General features: G+C 70.6%; 15 protein-coding genes and 1 pseudogene. 11 read left to right on the forward strand and 5 right to left on the reverse strand.

Annotation, left to right across the window (positions count from 1 at the left end; genetic code table 11):
- A pseudogene (locus VFZ09_RS31795) lies at window positions 1-692 on the reverse strand (hypothetical protein); the annotation flags it as partial.
- 284 nt (window positions 693-976) lie between these two features.
- On the opposite strand from VFZ09_RS31795, the gene VFZ09_RS31800 reads away from it, so the two are divergent.
- Genes VFZ09_RS31800 through VFZ09_RS31810 form a run of 3 tightly spaced genes read left to right on the forward strand, consistent with a single transcriptional unit; the run spans window position 977 to window position 2432 of the window.
- Complete coding sequence (locus VFZ09_RS31800; protein ID WP_329731471.1) at window positions 977-1588, forward strand: hypothetical protein; 612 nt, start codon at window positions 977-979, stop codon at window positions 1586-1588.
- Entirely contained in the window at window positions 1585-2202 is a 618-nt protein-coding gene (locus VFZ09_RS31805; protein ID WP_329731472.1) for a hypothetical protein, read from the forward strand. Before VFZ09_RS31800 ends, VFZ09_RS31805 begins: the two co-directional genes overlap by 4 nt.
- Entirely contained in the window at window positions 2199-2432 is a 234-nt protein-coding gene (locus VFZ09_RS31810) for a hypothetical protein (RefSeq protein WP_329731473.1), read from the forward strand. Before VFZ09_RS31805 ends, VFZ09_RS31810 begins: the two co-directional genes overlap by 4 nt.
- Window positions 2433-2596: 164 nt before the next feature.
- On the opposite strand, the gene VFZ09_RS31815 is transcribed toward VFZ09_RS31810, so the two are convergent.
- Window positions 2597-3262: a retron system putative HNH endonuclease gene (locus tag VFZ09_RS31815; protein ID WP_329731474.1), complete on the reverse strand. Its 666-nt coding sequence runs from the start codon at window positions 3260-3262 to the stop codon at window positions 2597-2599.
- Window position 3263: 1 nt separating this feature from the next.
- Window positions 3264-4505: an AAA family ATPase gene (locus tag VFZ09_RS31820; protein ID WP_329731475.1), complete on the reverse strand. Its 1242-nt coding sequence runs from the start codon at window positions 4503-4505 to the stop codon at window positions 3264-3266.
- 119 nt (window positions 4506-4624) lie between these two features.
- Between VFZ09_RS31820 and VFZ09_RS31825 the strand changes: the two genes are divergently transcribed.
- The 3 genes from VFZ09_RS31825 to VFZ09_RS31835 all read left to right on the forward strand — a co-directional run bounded on the left by VFZ09_RS31825 (window position 4625) and on the right by VFZ09_RS31835 (window position 7490).
- The gene (locus VFZ09_RS31825; RefSeq protein ID WP_329731476.1) at window positions 4625-5254 is read left to right on the forward strand and encodes a YdcF family protein; all 630 of its coding nucleotides are present in this window, start codon (window positions 4625-4627) and stop codon (window positions 5252-5254) included.
- Window positions 5255-5377: 123 nt separating this feature from the next.
- Complete coding sequence (locus tag VFZ09_RS31830; RefSeq protein WP_329731477.1) at window positions 5378-6298, forward strand: DUF2167 domain-containing protein; 921 nt, start codon at window positions 5378-5380, stop codon at window positions 6296-6298.
- A gap of 31 nt (window positions 6299-6329) precedes the next feature.
- Complete coding sequence (locus tag VFZ09_RS31835; RefSeq protein WP_329731478.1) at window positions 6330-7490, forward strand: App1 family protein; 1161 nt, start codon at window positions 6330-6332, stop codon at window positions 7488-7490.
- Between the two features lie 38 nt (window positions 7491-7528).
- Here VFZ09_RS31835 and VFZ09_RS31840 read toward each other — a convergent pair whose 3' ends face one another.
- Entirely contained in the window at window positions 7529-9700 is a 2172-nt protein-coding gene (locus tag VFZ09_RS31840; RefSeq protein ID WP_329731479.1) for a tryptophan synthase alpha chain, read from the reverse strand.
- A gap of 239 nt (window positions 9701-9939) precedes the next feature.
- Here VFZ09_RS31840 and VFZ09_RS31845 point away from each other — a divergent pair, with 239 nt between their 5' ends.
- Both VFZ09_RS31845 and VFZ09_RS31850 read left to right on the forward strand, forming a co-directional pair.
- Window positions 9940-12219 (forward strand): ATP-binding protein, encoded by a 2280-nt coding sequence (locus VFZ09_RS31845; protein WP_329731480.1) that lies wholly within the window; start codon window positions 9940-9942, stop codon window positions 12217-12219.
- A 56-nt stretch (window positions 12220-12275) separates the two neighbouring features.
- Window positions 12276-13025, forward strand: coding sequence for a hypothetical protein (locus VFZ09_RS31850; RefSeq protein ID WP_329731481.1), 750 nt, complete (start codon window positions 12276-12278; stop codon window positions 13023-13025).
- Between the two features lie 12 nt (window positions 13026-13037).
- On the opposite strand, the gene VFZ09_RS31855 is transcribed toward VFZ09_RS31850, so the two are convergent.
- Entirely contained in the window at window positions 13038-13964 is a 927-nt protein-coding gene (locus VFZ09_RS31855; RefSeq protein WP_329731482.1) for an MBL fold metallo-hydrolase, read from the reverse strand.
- A 154-nt stretch (window positions 13965-14118) separates the two neighbouring features.
- Between VFZ09_RS31855 and VFZ09_RS31860 the strand changes: the two genes are divergently transcribed.
- From VFZ09_RS31860 to VFZ09_RS31870, 3 genes are all read left to right on the forward strand, one after another.
- The gene (locus VFZ09_RS31860) at window positions 14119-14772 is read left to right on the forward strand and encodes a site-2 protease family protein (RefSeq protein WP_329731483.1); all 654 of its coding nucleotides are present in this window, start codon (window positions 14119-14121) and stop codon (window positions 14770-14772) included.
- A gap of 110 nt (window positions 14773-14882) precedes the next feature.
- Window positions 14883-15410 carry a hypothetical protein gene (locus VFZ09_RS31865; protein ID WP_329731484.1) on the forward strand — a complete coding sequence of 176 codons (528 nt, stop codon included), beginning with the start codon at window positions 14883-14885 and terminating at the stop codon, window positions 15408-15410.
- Window positions 15411-15588: 178 nt separating this feature from the next.
- On the forward strand, window positions 15589-16026 hold the full coding sequence (locus tag VFZ09_RS31870; protein WP_329731485.1) for a hypothetical protein: 438 nt from the start codon (window positions 15589-15591) through the stop codon (window positions 16024-16026).
- The last annotated feature ends 114 nt before the right edge of the window (window positions 16027-16140 follow it).

Genomic DNA, 16140 nt, shown 5'->3' on the forward strand with positions numbered 1-16140 from the left:
CACATGGCGTCCAGGCCCAACCACGCGAGCAGCACCACGGACAGCGCCGCCGCAGCCGCCTTCGTGCTCGGCTCGGGTAGCAGCCAGAGCGCCAGGTACAGCCCCGCGGCCCACACCAGCGACGAGAGGATGGCCTTCGGGCTCAACTCTCGCCCGAGGGCCGCCTGCGTCTCGTAGAGCACCGTGCCAAAGGCCAGCGCCAGAGCCAGGGTACGCCTGTCGTCCGTGCGCAGGTAGGGCCCATCCGTGAAGAGGCCCAGGCAGTCGCCACCACCCCGGTGCTCGCACCAGCGCAGGTACTTCTCCTTGAGCGCCGCCTCCGCCTCGGGCACGAGCGGGCCCTTGTCGTTGAGGGGCACCAGGGAGAGCACTCTGTCGCGGTAGACCTCGGCGAGCAGCTCTTCCTCCGGCATGACCTGGAGGAGCCCCTGGGCCGTCTCCTGGGCCGTGCCCTTCACCTGAAAGCGCTGGCCGAGCAGCTGCACCGCGCGCTGGTACTCGGCCGCCGTGAGGGCCACCACCTGGGTGTTGCCGTGCGCCGTGGGGCTGTCGGCAAAGACGACAACCACGGGCTCGAGCTTTCGCGGCGCTGAGCGGGCCTCCTTCGTCGGCGCCGGCCGCCAGCGACTTCCCCCGGCGAGCTGCCCACCCATGGGCGCCTGCGTCGCGCACGCCGAGAAGAGGAAGAGCACGATGAGCCCGAAGGCTCCAGCGGGTGCCCAGCGCGGCGGGCCCCCCGTCCTCCCTCTCCGAGTCTCGAGCTGCGTACCCCCGCCATCCCCCGCCCCAGGACTTCGGTACTCATTCGCCATGGCGCTGCCCTTTCCCCCAGGAGAAACAATCCTGAAGGAGAGAATACAGGCTGCGCTCGGCTCCACGGCCACCTGCGTGGCGGCCAGGGTCGGCGCGATTCCCAGGTGTGTCGTGGAACAGCCGCGGTGTCGACATCGCCGGCCCGGGCGGACAGAGTGACCTCATGAGTCAGCCGGATTTTACAGACGTGGATGTTGCCGCCCTGCGGCGCGCGGGGGAGGTGGTGGACTCGAAGGCCTGCCAGGATGCGCTCAGGAGGCTGCTGCTCCGCATGCCGGCCCCGCGTGCATGGGAGTTGGCCCGGCAGCAGGTCGCTTCCCGATGGACATTGTTCGAGCGCCATCAGCCAGGGGTGGAGTGGCCGCTCAGGTTCATCGAGGCCGCGAAGAACCCCGGCGTGCGGGAGCAACTGGAGTGGCCCGATGATGATGACTTCGCGGGCCCCGGTGCGAACAACTTCATCCGTGCCGTGGAATACCTCTGGGGCGCCAGTCGTATCCTGAATGACGACGAGAAGCGGGTCACGGCACTGGTGGACGCCATTGCGAATGCCATCATGTCGGAGCGGTTGGAGGATTGGGGCGCCCGGCACCCTTCGCAGTGGCGCCGTTGGTACCAGGACATGATGGAGGGGGGGTGGAGGGTGGAGAACCAGAGGATGCAGAGGGAGATGGTGCTCGGACCAGAGGGGATGAAGGTGGGACGCGCGGCGTGGCTGGCGCTGGCCGACGACATGGAGAGGGCCGTGCGCCACCGGGAGGGCACGGCTTCTTGAGGGAAGTCGAGTCCGAGCCCATGCCGATTTCAGCGGAGTCCCTGCTTGCTGTCGCCCGGAACTACTGGCGTTCGGACCATGCCTTCGATGGCAGACTGGAAAGGAGCCCGGAAACGGAGAGGTTCCAGGCCTTGTGGGAGGAGGCGCTCGAGAGGATGGGGGAATGGCACATGCTCATGGATGAGCTCCAGGCGGCGTTGCCTCGGTTCCTCATTGGGAATGCCACGGCCACCTGTGATGCGTGTTTCCGCTGCTCCGTGTACATGGAGCGGGAGCCCCTCCGTTCGAATCAGGGGAATGAACAGTTGACGCGCCGCCAGGTGGTGGTCGGCTGCGTCAGCATTCTGGCTCCTGTCTATACGGTCCACGGCGCGCAGTACGATTACAGAGGCGAAGAGCGCATCGCCGACAGGGCATTATTCGAGCCGCTTCCTCCTGAGATGCGCGCTCCCGCGGAGATCGTGGCCAGGAAGATCGAGGCGAGGTTCGGGGTCGAGGCCGTTCCTCGCGAGATCGCCGAGACCCGGATCCCGCTCATCGTGGGTCCACGTGAGCCGCCCGATACCACGCTCTTTCATGCGCTCTTCACGGGTTGGCCCGAGCGCGTACCTTGATGCGCTGGACGTACAAGGTGGAGCAGCCACTGCCGGACGGCGGACGTGCCGTGACCCGGGTAGTGGGGGCCGTCTCCATCCTCGCGCCGCTGTACCTCGTCTACGTGACCGCGCAGAGGATAGGTCCCGACGACACGGCGACACGGCCGCAGCTCGACTTCACGCCCGGCGGCGAGGCGAAGTCCGCCGCGGACGCGCTGGCCAGGATCATCGAGCAGGTGTTCGGCTAACGCCCCTTTCCAATGGAACTGGCGGACGTTCCCTGCCGGAGCTCCGTGTCGAGTCGCTGCACGAGTCCGCCACGCTCCTCGGCGCCTTCTTCGCGGACCGGGGCCCACGGCCAACCTGCCCTGAACACGGTTGGGGGCCGAGCGCGGGCGGGGCTTCGTCCCGGTCAGGCGCTGCTCTGGCCGAGCCGTCCCATCCGCTTCTTGATCCAGAAGATCGGAACCTGGCAGTACTCGCCGAGCCTGCCGGAGGCGTCCGGCCGCGTCAGCTCCTCGAGCTCGCGCGTCATGGCGGCTTCCGTCCAGGTGGTGCCGGGGTACTTCCGCTTCATCGCCTCCAGGAAGCCATCCAGGGTAGCTCGCCGGTTGTGCTTCAAGCGGGCATGGTTCAGGTTCAGCGTCTGGTTGAGGTCGCCGTCGATGGTGGAGTCCTGGGACGCGATGGTGCCATCCGCGAGGAAGCGCACGAGCCGCTCGCAACCCTCGTCGGTGGGGTTCACCTGGATGGGGGTGTCCCCCTTCCGGGTGTCACAGTGCTGCTGCCGCTGCGGGCTTCCCTCTCCTCCCTTGCACGCGCCGAGGAGGTTCTTCCAGTCGAGCTGGCGATGGCGGGTGGCGGGCGCGCTCTGCGAAGCCCAGTGCTCGATCTTCATCCCCTCCGGTTCGGGCTTGATGCGTTGCATGCAGTAGCAGCACAGGAAGCCCTGCTCCCGGGCGAGGCGTTCGCGCAGCGCGTCCTTCACTTCCTGCGGAAGGCCCTCGTAGGTGGCATGGGGCGTGAGCCGGTACCCCAGCAGGCTCTCGGGCTCCTGTCCCTTGCGGATGTAGCGCATCTCAGGCGTCCAGGAATCCGATGAGGGCGCGGAGACGGACCACCTCCGAGTCGTGCTCTCCGAGTTGCCGCGCCAGCTCGTCCAGGGCCCGGCGGGCCTCGGGCAGCTCCTCCCGGTCGATCATCCTGGCGATCTCCTGGATGCGCTCGGCCGTGGCTTCCGGCCGCTCGGGCACTCCCATGACCTCGGTGAGAATCGAGTTGCTGTCCCTGCCGAGCGTCCCGGTCGATGGCTCCGCACGCTGGAACCGGTCGAGCAGGATGACGGCTTCGGCGGGAACCTGGCTCAGCACCTGGGGGGAGTGCGTCGTCAGGATGAACTGGCAGTTGGGGAAGGTCTCCTGGAGGCGCTTCACGACCATTCGCTGCCAGCCGGGGTGGAGGTGCAGTTCGATCTCATCGATCATCACCACGGCCTCTCCCTGGAGAGGGTTCTCGAGTGAAGGATTGGCCATGGCCAGCCGGCGCCCGAGGTCCCCCGCCATGGCCAGCAGGGTCTTCTCTCCATCCGAGAGTTGGTTGACCTCGAGCCGGGCATTGGGGGCGTCGTCCTTGAGGATCACCATGCGTTGAGGGGCTCGCTCCACCTGGATGCCCCACATGCCTGGCACGAGTCCGGCGATGGCGCCGCGCACCGCTTCGAGCTGTCCATCCCGGTACCCGTAGTCCTGCAGTCTGCGACTCTGTTGGTTCTCCAGGTCCTCTCGTTCCCGGAACCATTCGAAGAAGAGACGGAAGTTCCTGCCCCCCCCCTCCAGTGCCTGATCGAACGCGGAGAGAGGCCCGAACTCATGCTGTTCCCGGATTCGTGAGGGAACATCCGGTGCGCGGTTGACCGGGTAGTAGATCGCCAGCGGGAGTTGATACTGCCCGCGGGCATTCTCCTCCTGCACCAGGGTGATGAGCTCCTTCAAGCCGGAGAGGTTGCTCGATACGATCCGAGGCATTCCCTTGCGCACGAGCGCGAGGGACCACTTGACGAGTTTCTCCCCGAACGCCGCCTCGACCGAGTTGAGGGTGTGGGGTTGCCCATACTGGATGTCCGATTCGTAGAACCGGCGGCCATGCCCCGTGCCGGACAGGATTCCCGAGGAGACCTGCGAGAGCAGCACCGCGAGGCAATCGAGGATCGATGTCTTGCCAGCCCCGTTGGTTCCGACGAGCACGGTCATCGGCCCGTTGAACTCCAGGGTGAGCTCGCGGAAGCCGCGGAAGGAGGTCATGTCGAGACGGCGGACCTTCATTCGGAGAATCGACTCCCAGTCAGGAGCGCACGACGCTACAGCCGTGTCGCCCCGAGTGCGAGAAAAGCATCGCCTGCCCCATCCGGACACGCGCTCCCCGATGGCGTAGCCTGCGCCCCATGCCTCCGCTCGCTCTCCGCAAGGGGCCCGGTGCCTTGCGCAAATGGCTCTTCGTGGGCCTCGGTGCCGCCACCTTCGGCCTCTATGGCATGGCCTTCGTCGTGGACCGCTTCGGCCAGCACGAGCGCGCCGTCCCCTCCGATGTCCTCGTGGTGCTCGGCGCTCGCGTCCTTCCCGGCGGCCAGCCCTCTCCCGCCCTCCGCGCCCGCATCGAGAAGGCCGTCGAGCTCTACCACCAGGGCCTCGCCCCCCGGCTCCTCTTCTCCGGCGGCGTGGGCGTCCACCCTCCCGCCGAGGCCCGCGTCATGCGCGACCTCGCCGTGAGCCTCGGCGTCCCCCCCGATGCCTGTCTCCTCGAGGACCAGAGCCACTCCACCGAGCAGAACGCGCGCTTCTCCTCGGACATGCTGCGCTCGCTCGGCGCCCGGCGCGTCCTCGTCGTCTCCGACCCCTACCACCTCCTGCGCGCCCGCCAGTACTTCCGCCTCCACGGCTTCGAGGTGGCCACCAGCCCCGCCTTCCTCACCGAGCGCAACCTGCGCTTCGTCGATCGCGTCTACTGGACCGTCCGCGAGGCCGCCGCCCTCCTCCTGCATCCCCACGTGCTCCTCGCTCGCAAGCCCTCCTGAAGCCCACTTCCGGACTGTCTTCCCCCCTCCGGGTCTACCGGGGGGGTGGGTTGTGTCCGCCCGGGCCGAACGGCTATACCGCGCCGCCATCTCCCCGCTGTCTCCGTGAAGAGAGGCCGAGCGATGCGAATCGCCTGGAGTTGGACTGTCGCCGCCGTGCTGGTCCCCCTGCTGGTGTGGGCCGCTCCTCCTCCCTCGCAGGACTCCGAGCCCCAGGAGGAGTCCGGGCCCGCGTTCCACTGGCTGCCCGGTCCCCGCACGGTGGAGCTCGGCCACGAGCTGACGTTGGACCTGCCCGAGGCGCACCTCTTCCTCGAGAAGGCCGAGGCCTCGACGCTGCTGGAGATGAACGGTTCGTTCCACAACGACAACCTGCTCGGCGTGGTCACCTCCAAGGACGAGGCCTCGTCCTGGGTCGTCATCGTCCGCTACGAGGACGAGGGCTACATCCAAGACGACGAGGAGATCGACGCGAAGGAGCTCCTCACCGCCATCCAGGAGGGCACCGAGGAGGCCAACAAGGAGCGCGTGGAGCGCGGCTTCAAGCCCCTGCACGTCAATGACTGGTCCGAGGCCCCCCACTACGACAAGGCCCGCCACCACCTCATCTGGGCGCTGGAGGCGCTCTCGGACAACGGCACCTCGGTGAACTACAGCACGCGCGTGCTCGGCCGCCGCGGCTATGTGTCCATGAACCTGGTGGTGGATCCGGTGGGGCTCGCCGGCAGCAAGCCGCACATGGCGAAGCTGCTCGAGAGCACCCGCTTCAACCCGGGCGCCCGCTACGAGGACTTCCAGGAGGGCACCGACAAGGTGGCCGAGTTCGGCCTCGCGGGCCTGGTGCTCGGGGGCGCGGGCGTGGGCGCCGCCAAGCTGGCCAAGGTGGGCTTCCTGGCCAAGTCCGGCAAGTTCTTCGTGGCCCTCCTGCTCGCCGGCAAGAAGGCCCTCCTCCCCCTGCTGGTGGTCATCGGGGCCCTGTTCTCCAGGCTGTTCGGTGGGAAGAAGACGGAAGCGGCCCCTCCCCCCGCCAATCCGGGCGAGTAGTCGCGTGGGCCGCTGGTAGACTCCGGCGGCCATGTCCCGGAAGCCTCCACATCCCCTCGTCAGGCTCGCCTTCCACGTCGAGCACAACGTCGAAGCCTGGGGCTGGCGCGTCCGGCGCAAGCTGGGGCTGGCGCGTCCGCCGCGCATCCTGCCGTACCGCGGCTACGGCTCCTCCCGTCAGTGCGTCATCAAGGCCCGCGTGCTGGAGAACCGGCACGTGCGCCCGCCCTGGAGGCGCCACACGCTGCTGGGCAGCGCGATTGCCTCGTGGAAGCGCTACAACACCGTGGAGATTCCCCGCGCCCGCGTGCTCGCGCGCTGGGGCGAGCACCGCTGGGAGGGCACCACCGACGAGGAGGGCTTCCTCGAGCTGTGGGTGGAGCCTCCCCCCGAGGCCAAGGCCGGGTGGAACGACGTGGAGCTGGAGCTGCTCTCGCCCTCGCCCGGCGGGGTGGAGCGGGTGCGCGCCCCCGTGCTGCTGGCCGGCCCCGAGGCCCGCTTCGGCGTCATCAGCGACATCGACGACACCGTCATCGTCACCAACGTCACCAACTTCCTCAAGCGCGCCTGGACGCTCTTCCTCACCGAGCACCGCACCCGGCTGCCCTTCGAGGGCGTGGATGCCTTCTACGAGGCCCTGCACCTGGGCAGCAGCGGCGCGGCCGTCAATCCCATCTTCTATGTCTCCTCCAGCCCGTGGAACCTCTACGAGCACCTGGACGAGTTCCTCCAGTTGCACCGGATTCCCGCCGGGCCGCTGCTGTTGCGCGACTGGGGCCTGAGCCGTACCGGTTTCGCGCCCGGCGGCGGGCACGGGCACAAGCTGGAGAAGATTCGCGGGCTGATGGGCACGCTCGAGTCGCTGCCCTTCATCCTCATTGGCGACAGCGGGCAGGAGGACGCCGAGCACTACCGCACCATCGTGCGCGAGTTCCCCGGCCGCATCCGCTGCGTCTACATCCGCAACGTGTGGCACCGCGCGGGGCGCGAGAAGGAGCTGGCCTTCATCGCCGCGGACATCCGCGCCGCCGGCAGCGAGATGCTCACCGTGGATGACACCGTGACGGCCGCCCGCCACGCCGCGAGCCAGGGATGGATTCGCTGGCAGGAGGTGGCCGAGGTCCAGGCCCACCAGGCCGAGGACGCCCAGGCGCGCACCCTGCTCGACAAGCTGGACCGCGAGCACGGGTGAGCCGCGCTCCCTCTCCCTCTGGGAAAGGGGACGACGCGTCAGCGGCTGGTTTCTCGGGACACGGACTCGGTGATGTGCAGCGTGTAGCGGATGGGCGAGGCCGTCTCCGTCCCGCTCATCCCATCCACCACCACCAGCACCCGCTGTCCCTTCTCCAGCGTCAGCTTCACCACCGGCGCGCCCGTCTTCCCCGCCGTCCGGCTCGCCGAGCACCCCAGCTCCAGGCCCCGGCACCCCGTCAGCACGTACAGCGCGTTGCCATACCCACCGCCCACCGTGTCGAAGACGAAGGTGCCCGCCTTCGGCGCCGTCCACAGGTGCGCCCGGTCCTGCTGCAGCAGCGCGCCGCACGTGCCCTGGTAGCCGTCTCCCGCCCGCGCCGTGTCCCCGGAGAACGTCACCGGCAGCGCGCTGCCCAGGTCCGTGTCCGCGCACCCGCGCCCGTCGCAGAAGGGCTCGCCCTGGCAGTCCGTGTCCGCGCAGTCCACCCACCGGTCCCCGTCGTTGTCCGCTCCGTCGAAGCAGTGCCCCGCCTCCGTGGCCGCCAGCTCCTGGATGTGCAGCTCGAAGTCCCCCTTGCCGAAGCTCCCCCCCGTGGCGCCGTCCACCACCACCAGCACCCGCTGGCCCGCCTCCAGCGCCGCCGACACCCGCGCCCCTCCGCCGTAGCTGATGCCGCCCGTGGCGCACGCGAGCTCCTCGCCCCCGCAGCCCTCCCGCTTCAGGCACAGGAGCGTGTCCATCGCCGAGCGCGCCGTGTCGAAGGTGAAGGTGCCGCTCCTCGGCGCCGTCCACAGCAGGCCCCGGTCCGGCGTGCCTCCGCCCCCGCACGAGGCCATGTGGTCATCGTTCGCCCACAGCGTGCTGCCCTTCAGCCGCACCGGCAGCGCGTTGCCCAGGTCCCGGTCCACGCACACCGGCGGGGCGCGGTAGCACACGTTGGCCACGCCTCCGCCGCCACACGTCTCCCCCGCCGCGCACGTGCCGCACTCCAGCACCCCGCCGCACCCGTCCGGCACCGGGCCGCAGTCCCTTCCCAGGAAGGCGCACGTGGCGGGCCGGCAGCCGGGCTCGGCGCAGACGTTGGGCACGCCCCCGCCGCCGCACACCTCGCCCGCCGCGCACATGCCGCAGTCCAGCACCCCGCCGCACCCGTCCGGCACTCCGCCGCACTTCGTGCCCAGCTCGGCGCACGTGGCCGGCAGACAGCGCGCGCTCCCGCACACGTTGGCCACCCCGCCTCCGCCACACGTCTGTCCCGAGAAGCACTCGCCGCAGTCGAGCAGCCCTCCACAGCCGTTGGAGAGGGTGCCGCAGTTCTTCCCCTGCGCCGCGCACGGGGTGGGAATGCACGAGGCCGGGCCGCACACGTTGGGGCCGCCGCCTCCGCCACACGTCTCGCCCTCGGGGCAGGTGCCACACTCCAGCACGCCGCCGCACCCGTCCGGAATGGGGCCGCAGTTCTTCCCCAGTCCCGAGCACGTCAGGGGCGTGCACGCGGGAATGCCGCAGACGTTGGACACGCCGTCGCCGCCGCACGACGTCCCGTCCGGGCAGGTGCCGCAGTCCAGCACGCCGCCGCACCCGTCCGACAGCGTGCCGCAGTTCTTCCCCAGCTCCGCGCACGTGGAGGGCCGGCAGGTGGCGCGGCCACACGCGTTGGGGGAGCCGCCCCCGCCACACGTCTCGCCCTCGGGGCAGGTGCCGCAGTCGAGCGTCCCTCCGCACCCGTCCTGCACGCCCCCGCAGTTCTTCCCCAGGCCCGCGCAGGTGGCCGGGGTGCACGAGGCCTGGCCGCACACGTTGGGCACGCCGCCGCCGCCACACGTCTCGCCGCCCGCGCAGGTGCCGCACGAGAGCGTGCCCCCGCACCCGTCCGGCATGGCGCCACAGTTCTTCCGCGCGGACGCGCAGGTGGCCGGGGTGCAGGGCGCCGGGCCGCAGACGTTGGGCACGCCACCGCCGCCGCACACCTCGCCCCCGGGGCAGGTGCCACAGCGCAGCACGCCGCCACAGCCGTCGATGGCCGTGCCGCACTCCAGGCCCTGTTGCTCACAGGTCCGGGGCTGGCACCCGTTGCGCGCGAGGGTGCCGGGTACCGGGTCCGCCGTCTCCGTCCCACCGCATGCCAGCCACCCGCACACCAGCCACCCGTACGCCAGCCACGAGGCCAGGGTCACCCACCCCGGCCCGCTCCCTCGCCCGCCCATGTTCCGTCCTCCACTCGGCCTCCGAGTGGCCCTGGGGGCACAACCTGGGGTGGCGCCCCTCGGGACGGAAGGGGCCCCGGCACGCGAGCCGCCCGGTGGTGAACGCAGGGGCCTGCCCCCGGGGACAGGGGAGGTGCCCGGTTTCCGGCGTCCCCCTGCCCGCGCGCCCCGATTCCTGCCCCCGCGCGCGTGCGCCACTTTGTAGGGCTGGCCACGCGCAGGTGGGTGGGGGGAGGAGCTTGAGGCGTCCCTGGACTTTCGCGAGGCGCATCGCCGTGGGGCTCGCCGCCTCGCTGGGGGTGGCCCTGGCCATCGCCGCCATCACCGCGCTCGCGTTGAGCTCGGTGCTCACCGGCAACGAGCACGTCTCCGCGGAGGGCCTCCAGCACCGGCTGGCGGTGGAGCAGCTGCGCCGGGCCTTCAGTGACAAGCTCGCCAGCCAGCATGCCCATGCGCTCACGGACGAGCCGTCCCTCCTGGAGGAGGCGCGGCAGGCCCGGCTCCAGTTCCAGGCGCTGCTGCGGCTGTTGCGCTCGCACGAGGAGGGCCAGGAGGCGCGGGGCCTGTTGGACGGGCTGGAGCTGGCCGAGCAGGCGCACGAGGACGCCACCCGGGCCCTGGAGGCGGCCCGGGGCCGGGGCGTCTCGCGGGAGGAGCTGGAGGTGCTGCGCGGCGGGGTGGAGTCGGCCCGCTACGGCACGTACGAGGCCCTGGACTGGCTGGCCTGGTACACCGAGGCCGCGTTCAGCGAGCTGGCGATGCGGGCGGACCAGGCGGAGCGGCGGGCCTTCTGGCTCATCATCCTGGTGGCCACGCTGGGGCTGCTGGTGGCCATGGGGTTGGCGTGGGTGCTCACCCGGGCGTTGTGGCCGCTGCACCACGAGGCCCGGGCGAGCGAGACGCGCTTGCGGCTGCTGGTGGAGGGGGTGAAGGACTATGCCCTCTACATGTTGGACCCGGAGGGCCGGGTGGTGAGCTGGAATCCCGGCGCCGAGCGCATCCAGGGCTGGCGGGCCGAGGAGATCATCGGCGGCAGGGCGGACGTCTTCTACACGCCGGAGGCGCGCGCGGAGGGGCAGCCGGGGAGGGACCTGGAGCGGGCGGCGCGCGAGGGGCGGCTGGAGTGGGAGGGCCCGGGGGTGCGCAAGGACGGCTCGCGCTTCTGGGCCGAGTCGCTCGTCACCGCGCTGCGGGGCGCGGACGGACGGCTCGAGGGCTTCGCGGTGCTCACGCGCGACAACTCCGAGCGCAAGCGGCTGGAGCGGGCCCGGCACCTCTTCGTCGAGGCCGAGCGGCTCTTCCTCACGGAGAAGGATCCGGATCGGGCGGTGGAGGCGCTGGCGCGGCTGCTGGTGCCGGAGCTGGCGGAGGGCTGCCTGCTCTTCCTGCTCTCGCCCGAGGGCGCGCTGGTGCCCCGCGCCGTCACCCACGTGTCGCCGGAGAAGGAGCGGCTCTTCTGGGAGCTCATCCGTCACAGCAACGGGCCGAGACGGGGCCGGCCGCACGGCGCGTGGCAGACGCTGCTCACGGGGAGGACGGAGCGCATCCCGGAGGTGACGCGGGAGTTCCTGGATGAAACGGCGGACGACGCGGTGTTCCTGGAGCGGCTGAGGGCGCTGGCGGCGGCCTCGCTGATGTTGGTGCCGCTGCGCGCGGCGGGGCAGTCGGTGGGGGTGTTGATGCTGGTGTCGCACCGGCCGGAGCGGCGCTTCACGGAGACGGACCAGGTGTTCGTCGAGGAGCTGACGGGCCGGGCGGCGCTGTCGCTGGAGAACGCGCGGCTGTTGCGCGAGGCGCAGGCGGCGTTGGACCTGATAGGCGTGGCGGCGCATGACCTGGGCAATCCGCTGCAGGCGCTGCAGTTGATGCTGGGCAAGCTGAGGAGGCAGCCGCCGCCGGAGCCGGAGAAGCTGCGCGAGGTGCTCACCGCGGCGGTGCGGCACACGCAGCGGCTGGGGCGGCTGTTGCACAACCTGTTGGACCTGTCGCGGCTGTCCTCGGGGAGGATGGAGCTGGAGGTGGGGGAGGTGGACCTGGGGGAGCTGGCGCACGAGGCGGTGGAGCGGCACGCCGAGCAGGCGGCGGAGGCGGGCAGCCAGGTGGTGCTGGAGGTGGAGCCGGGGGTGGTGGGGCGGTGGGACCGGCTGCGGCTGGAGCGGGTGCTGACGAACCTGCTGTCCAACGCCTTCAAGTACGGGAAGGGCAAGCCCATCGAGCTGCGCGTGGAGCGCACGGAGGGGCACGGGCGGCTGAGCGTGAGGGACCAGGGGCCGGGGATTCCCGAGGCGCAGCAGCGCGCCATCTTCGAGCGCTTCCAGAAGGCGCCGGCCAGGGGCGAGAAGAAGGAGGGCTTCGGGCTGGGCCTCTACATCGTCCGGCAGCTGGTGGAGGCGCACGGGGGCAGCATCCACGTGGAGAGCCGGGAGGGCGAGGGGGCGACGTTCACCGTCGAACTTCCATGGGCCGTGGCGGGCCGGGAAGTGGAAGCAAGCGCACAGCCTCCAGGGATGTTACATTAATCGGATTGAGCGGGATGACGGGCTGGTTCAACGTGGGGAAGTTCTCGAGGTGAGTCATGGTGAAGCTGGCCCTTCTGGGTGAGTCCTATCCGGCGCAGCTGCGGGAGAATCCGCAGGCGCTCCGGGACGTGGAAGTGGTGTGGTCGGGCAACTCGGTGGAGGCCTTCCGGGAGGAGGTGCCGAGGAGGCGGCCGGACGTGCTGGCGTTGGACTTCCTGGAGCTGAACGGGGTGCAGACGGGGGAGGTGCCGGCGCTGCTGGAGGACAGTGGGGCGAGGCACGCCATCGTCACGTACCGCTTCGCGCGGCGCGGGGTGCTGCAGCAGTACCCGGCGGGCAAGGTGCGGCTGCTGCAGGGCCCCATCTCGCTGTCGCTGCTGCGCGCGCACGTGCACCTGGCGGTGCTGGACGACATGCTGCAGCCCCCGCCGGTGAGGACGGCGGCGGCCCCCAAGGCCCCGGCTCCGGCGGCCCCCAAGGCCCCGGCTCCGGCGCTGCAGCTGGGGGCACCGGGCGCGGTGTCCACGGTGACGGTGCCGGCCACGCCGAAGGCGCCGCTCTACTCGCCGGAGCAGCTGGGCGTGCTGCTGGAGATCTCCAGCGCCGTGCAGTGCGAGTGCCCCAACCACCTGTCGCAGATTGTGAGCAGCCTGCAGGCCTTCGAGGAGTACTCGAAGCACTGCGAGAACCGGAACGAGGCGGACCGGCAGGTGCACGCGCTGCTCTACCGGTACACGGCGGCGGCGCGCGCGGTGATGGAGGAGGCGCTCACCGCGCTGGTGAAGCACGAGAACATCAAGCTGTAGGCCCCGCGGGACTCACACCGTGGGGATGTTCGGCAGCGGGGGCTCGGGGAGCTCCACCCGGGGCTCCTCCACCAGCACCTCGCCGCGCAGCGCGTGGGCGCGGGACTCTTCCTCGAGCCGCTCGAACTCCACCGCGTCGTGTGCGCAGAAGACGCGCACGTCCCGGCTGTGCAGGCGCACCAGCTCGCGCAGCCGCTCCTGGTTGAGCTTCCGCAGCCGGCCGTCCTTCTGCATCATCTCCTGGTAGGCCAGCAGGCCCGGCGTGCACCGGGGCTGGTGTGGATCCATCTCCTCGTGGAAGAAGTACGCGTCACCCGCGTGCAGCAGCCACTGGCCGGACTGGCGGATGGCCACGCCCGCGTGCCCCAGCGTGTGCCCCACCAGCGGGACCAGGAGGATTTCCGGCGGCAGGCCCGACAGCTCGCGCACGCACTCGAAGCCGAACCAGCGCTCGCCCCCGAAGGGCATGGGGTACGTCACCCAGTGCGGCTGCGTGCTCCACTGCCTCGGACGGAAGCGCCTGCGGTCCAGCCACGTCGCCTGCGCCACCGCCGCTTCCGCCTCGGCCGCCATCACGTGCACCCGTGCCGCCGGGAAGTCGTCCAGCCCTCCGGCATGATCGAAGTCCAGGTGCGTCAGCACGATGTGCCGCACATCTCCGGCGTTGAAGCCCAGGCGCTCGATTTGACGGATCGCCGTCATCTCCTCGTTGAAGCTCGGTCGGTTGAGCGTGAGGAAGAAGGGGCTGAGGCGAGGCCTCGGGTTGCGCACGTCCTCGAGTCCGAAGCCCGTGTCCACCAGCACGAGTCCCTGCTCCGTCTCCACCAGGAGGGTGTGGCACACCAGCGCCGCCGGGATGCCCTTGGGCCTCCGCCTCCCATCCATCAGCCGCCCGCCCGGTGGGCACATGGTGATGCAATTCAAATGGTGGACGCGCATTCCCCGATACCCCTTTGGCGTGGTTCGCCGCAAAGGTGGTGTGTGTTCCGGGAACGGACCAGCGGCCCCCGGGTGCATGGCCGCCTGCTCTCCGGACGGGCGTGTTCACTCGCATGGCGGGCCGCTCGCCCCGGCCTTATTGGCACACACCACCATGGACAATCCCCTGCTCGAACGGGCGTTGATGCTCATTCCCCTCGTGCTGTCGCTCACCGTGCACGAGTTCGCCCACGCCTGGAGCGCACGGCTCCTCGGAGACGACACCGCCGAGCGCATGGGCCGCTTCACCCTCAACCCGCTCGCGCACATCGACGTCTTCGGCACGCTGCTGCTGCCGCTGCTGGGCATCCCCTTCGGCTGGGCCCGGCCCGTTCCCGTGGATCCCTCGCGCTTCCGCCGTGATGTCTCCATGCGCACCGGCTGGATGCTCACCGCCGCCGCCGGGCCCCTGTCCAACCTCGTCCTGGCCGCCCTGAGCGCGCTCGCCTTTGGCCTCACGTGGCGCCTGGCTCCGGGCTTCCTGCCCTCCAACCCGGGGCTCGAGTTCTTCCTGAAGATCATGATGGTGGCCAACGTGGGCCTGGCCCTCTTCAACCTGCTGCCCGTGCCTCCGCTGGATGGCAGCCGCGTGGTCGAGGGACTGCTCCCCCAGAAGCTGCTCGGCCCCTGGCAGCGGGTGCACGCGCTCGGGCCGCTGTTGCTGATCGCCGTCGTCGTCTTCGGCGCCCGGCTCATCTCCGGGCCCACGCACTACGTCATCGGGTTGCTGGAGCGGCTCATCACCGGCGTGGCGCTCATCGGGGCGTAGCCTCCCCCGGGGCGAGCGGGGTAGGGTTCCCGCCCATGCGTGCCTGGTTGCGGATGTGTCACCCGGCTGTCCGCCGCCGGGCTCTCCTTCTGGGCCGAGGGTCCCCTGCCATGAGTCTCTCCACGCTTGTCCTCCTGTCCACCCTGGCCACCTCGCCCGCCGCACCCGAGGAGGCCGTGCCCCCGCGTCACCAGCTCTCGCTGTATGGGCGCTCGGGGGCGAGCATGTACCTGTCGTCGGCGCGCACCCATGGGGGCGTGGGCGGTGGCTTCGGTCTGCGGGACACGGTGGATGGACGGTGGTTGTTGCAGGTGGACGCGAATGCCCTGACGGGCCTGGGCACGGCGTTCGCGGTGCGGGTGGGGGCGGGCGTGCAGCGCCAGGGGTGGTGGGCTCCCGCCGCGCTGGTGAACCTCACGGGCCTCTTCGGAGACAGGTTGGACTTCCTGACGCCCGAGCACCCCGTGCCCGTGGTGGGGCCCTCGCTGGGGCTCGGACTGACGCTGGCGCCCGCGCGCTTCACGTTGGGGAAGGCGCAGGTGTCCGTCCTCGAGCTGGGCGTGGGCGTGGGCACGGACAGTCCCGGGCTCGGCCTGCTGTATGGGCTCACCCTGCTCGAGGTGGGCGTGGCGCTGTGACGCCTGGCTCCACCCCGTGGGCAGGCTCGTGTGAAGAGGGCGCTTCGTCTCAGTCGCGCTCCCACGTGAAGGTGATGCGCTTGCCCGCGGTGGTGGCCTGGTCCATGTCGATGGAGGTCACGAACTCACCACCTCCCTGGGCCGCTCCGAGGTCCTGCCCGCCGGGTACGCCTGGGCGTTGACGCCCATCAACAACGGCCCGGCCGCCACCTTCACGCTCCTGTCCCCGATGACTTCCTCCTCCCCGGTGCTGGGCGCCTGTGACTCCCCGCCCACCACCGCGCTCGAGGGCTTCGGCCTCCGCTGGAGCGTCGATCCCACCGCGAACGTGGGGCAGCTCGACTTCCTCCTCCAGAACTCCGCTGTCCCGGGCGTGGTCTTCTCCTGGCGCGTGATGGCTCCCTCCTCCCGCACCTCCTTCACGCCCTTCCCCCTCCCCAGCGAGGTGTCGCCCCTCTCCACGTTCCCGCCGGGGCTCTACAGCCTCTCGCTGCGGTCCTCCTTCCGGGGTGACGTCGCCAGCTATGCGAGCCTCTTCGCCCAGGTCGTCAGCAAGGCCCCCCCTCTCGTCGAGTCGCGGAGGACCGGGTTGACGGGGTGCTTCACGCTGCGGTGACCGCGGTTCTCGAGGGAGGCACGGCCTCGGGATTCAACCCGGGGCCTCGATACCCTCACCCCGTCCCTCTCCCGGGGGGAGAGGGGAAATTGGGGGGAAGTTGGGGGAGGTTGG

Source organism: Archangium sp. (genome assembly GCF_036277355.1).
GTDB lineage: Bacteria > Myxococcota > Myxococcia > Myxococcales > Myxococcaceae > Archangium.

Bases quoted from the DNA above. Each gene is read 5' to 3' on its own strand.
- VFZ09_RS31800 (WP_329731471.1), top strand. From the start codon at position 977: ATGAGTCAGCCGGATTTTACAGACGTGGATGTTGCCGCCCTGCGGCGC.
- VFZ09_RS31815 (WP_329731474.1), bottom strand. From the start codon at position 3,262: ATGCGCTACATCCGCAAGGGACAGGAGCCCGAGAGCCTGCTGGGGTAC.
- VFZ09_RS31820 (WP_329731475.1), bottom strand. From the start codon at position 4,505: ATGAAGGTCCGCCGTCTCGACATGACCTCCTTCCGCGGCTTCCGCGAG.
- VFZ09_RS31825 (WP_329731476.1), top strand. From the start codon at position 4,625: ATGCCTCCGCTCGCTCTCCGCAAGGGGCCCGGTGCCTTGCGCAAATGG.
- VFZ09_RS31830 (WP_329731477.1), top strand. From the start codon at position 5,378: ATGCGAATCGCCTGGAGTTGGACTGTCGCCGCCGTGCTGGTCCCCCTG.
- VFZ09_RS31835 (WP_329731478.1), top strand. From the start codon at position 6,330: ATGTCCCGGAAGCCTCCACATCCCCTCGTCAGGCTCGCCTTCCACGTC.
- VFZ09_RS31840 (WP_329731479.1), bottom strand. From the start codon at position 9,700: ATGGGCGGGCGAGGGAGCGGGCCGGGGTGGGTGACCCTGGCCTCGTGG.
- VFZ09_RS31850 (WP_329731481.1), top strand. From the start codon at position 12,276: ATGGTGAAGCTGGCCCTTCTGGGTGAGTCCTATCCGGCGCAGCTGCGG.
- VFZ09_RS31855 (WP_329731482.1), bottom strand. From the start codon at position 13,964: ATGCGCGTCCACCATTTGAATTGCATCACCATGTGCCCACCGGGCGGG.
- VFZ09_RS31860 (WP_329731483.1), top strand. From the start codon at position 14,119: ATGGACAATCCCCTGCTCGAACGGGCGTTGATGCTCATTCCCCTCGTG.
- VFZ09_RS31865 (WP_329731484.1), top strand. From the start codon at position 14,883: ATGAGTCTCTCCACGCTTGTCCTCCTGTCCACCCTGGCCACCTCGCCC.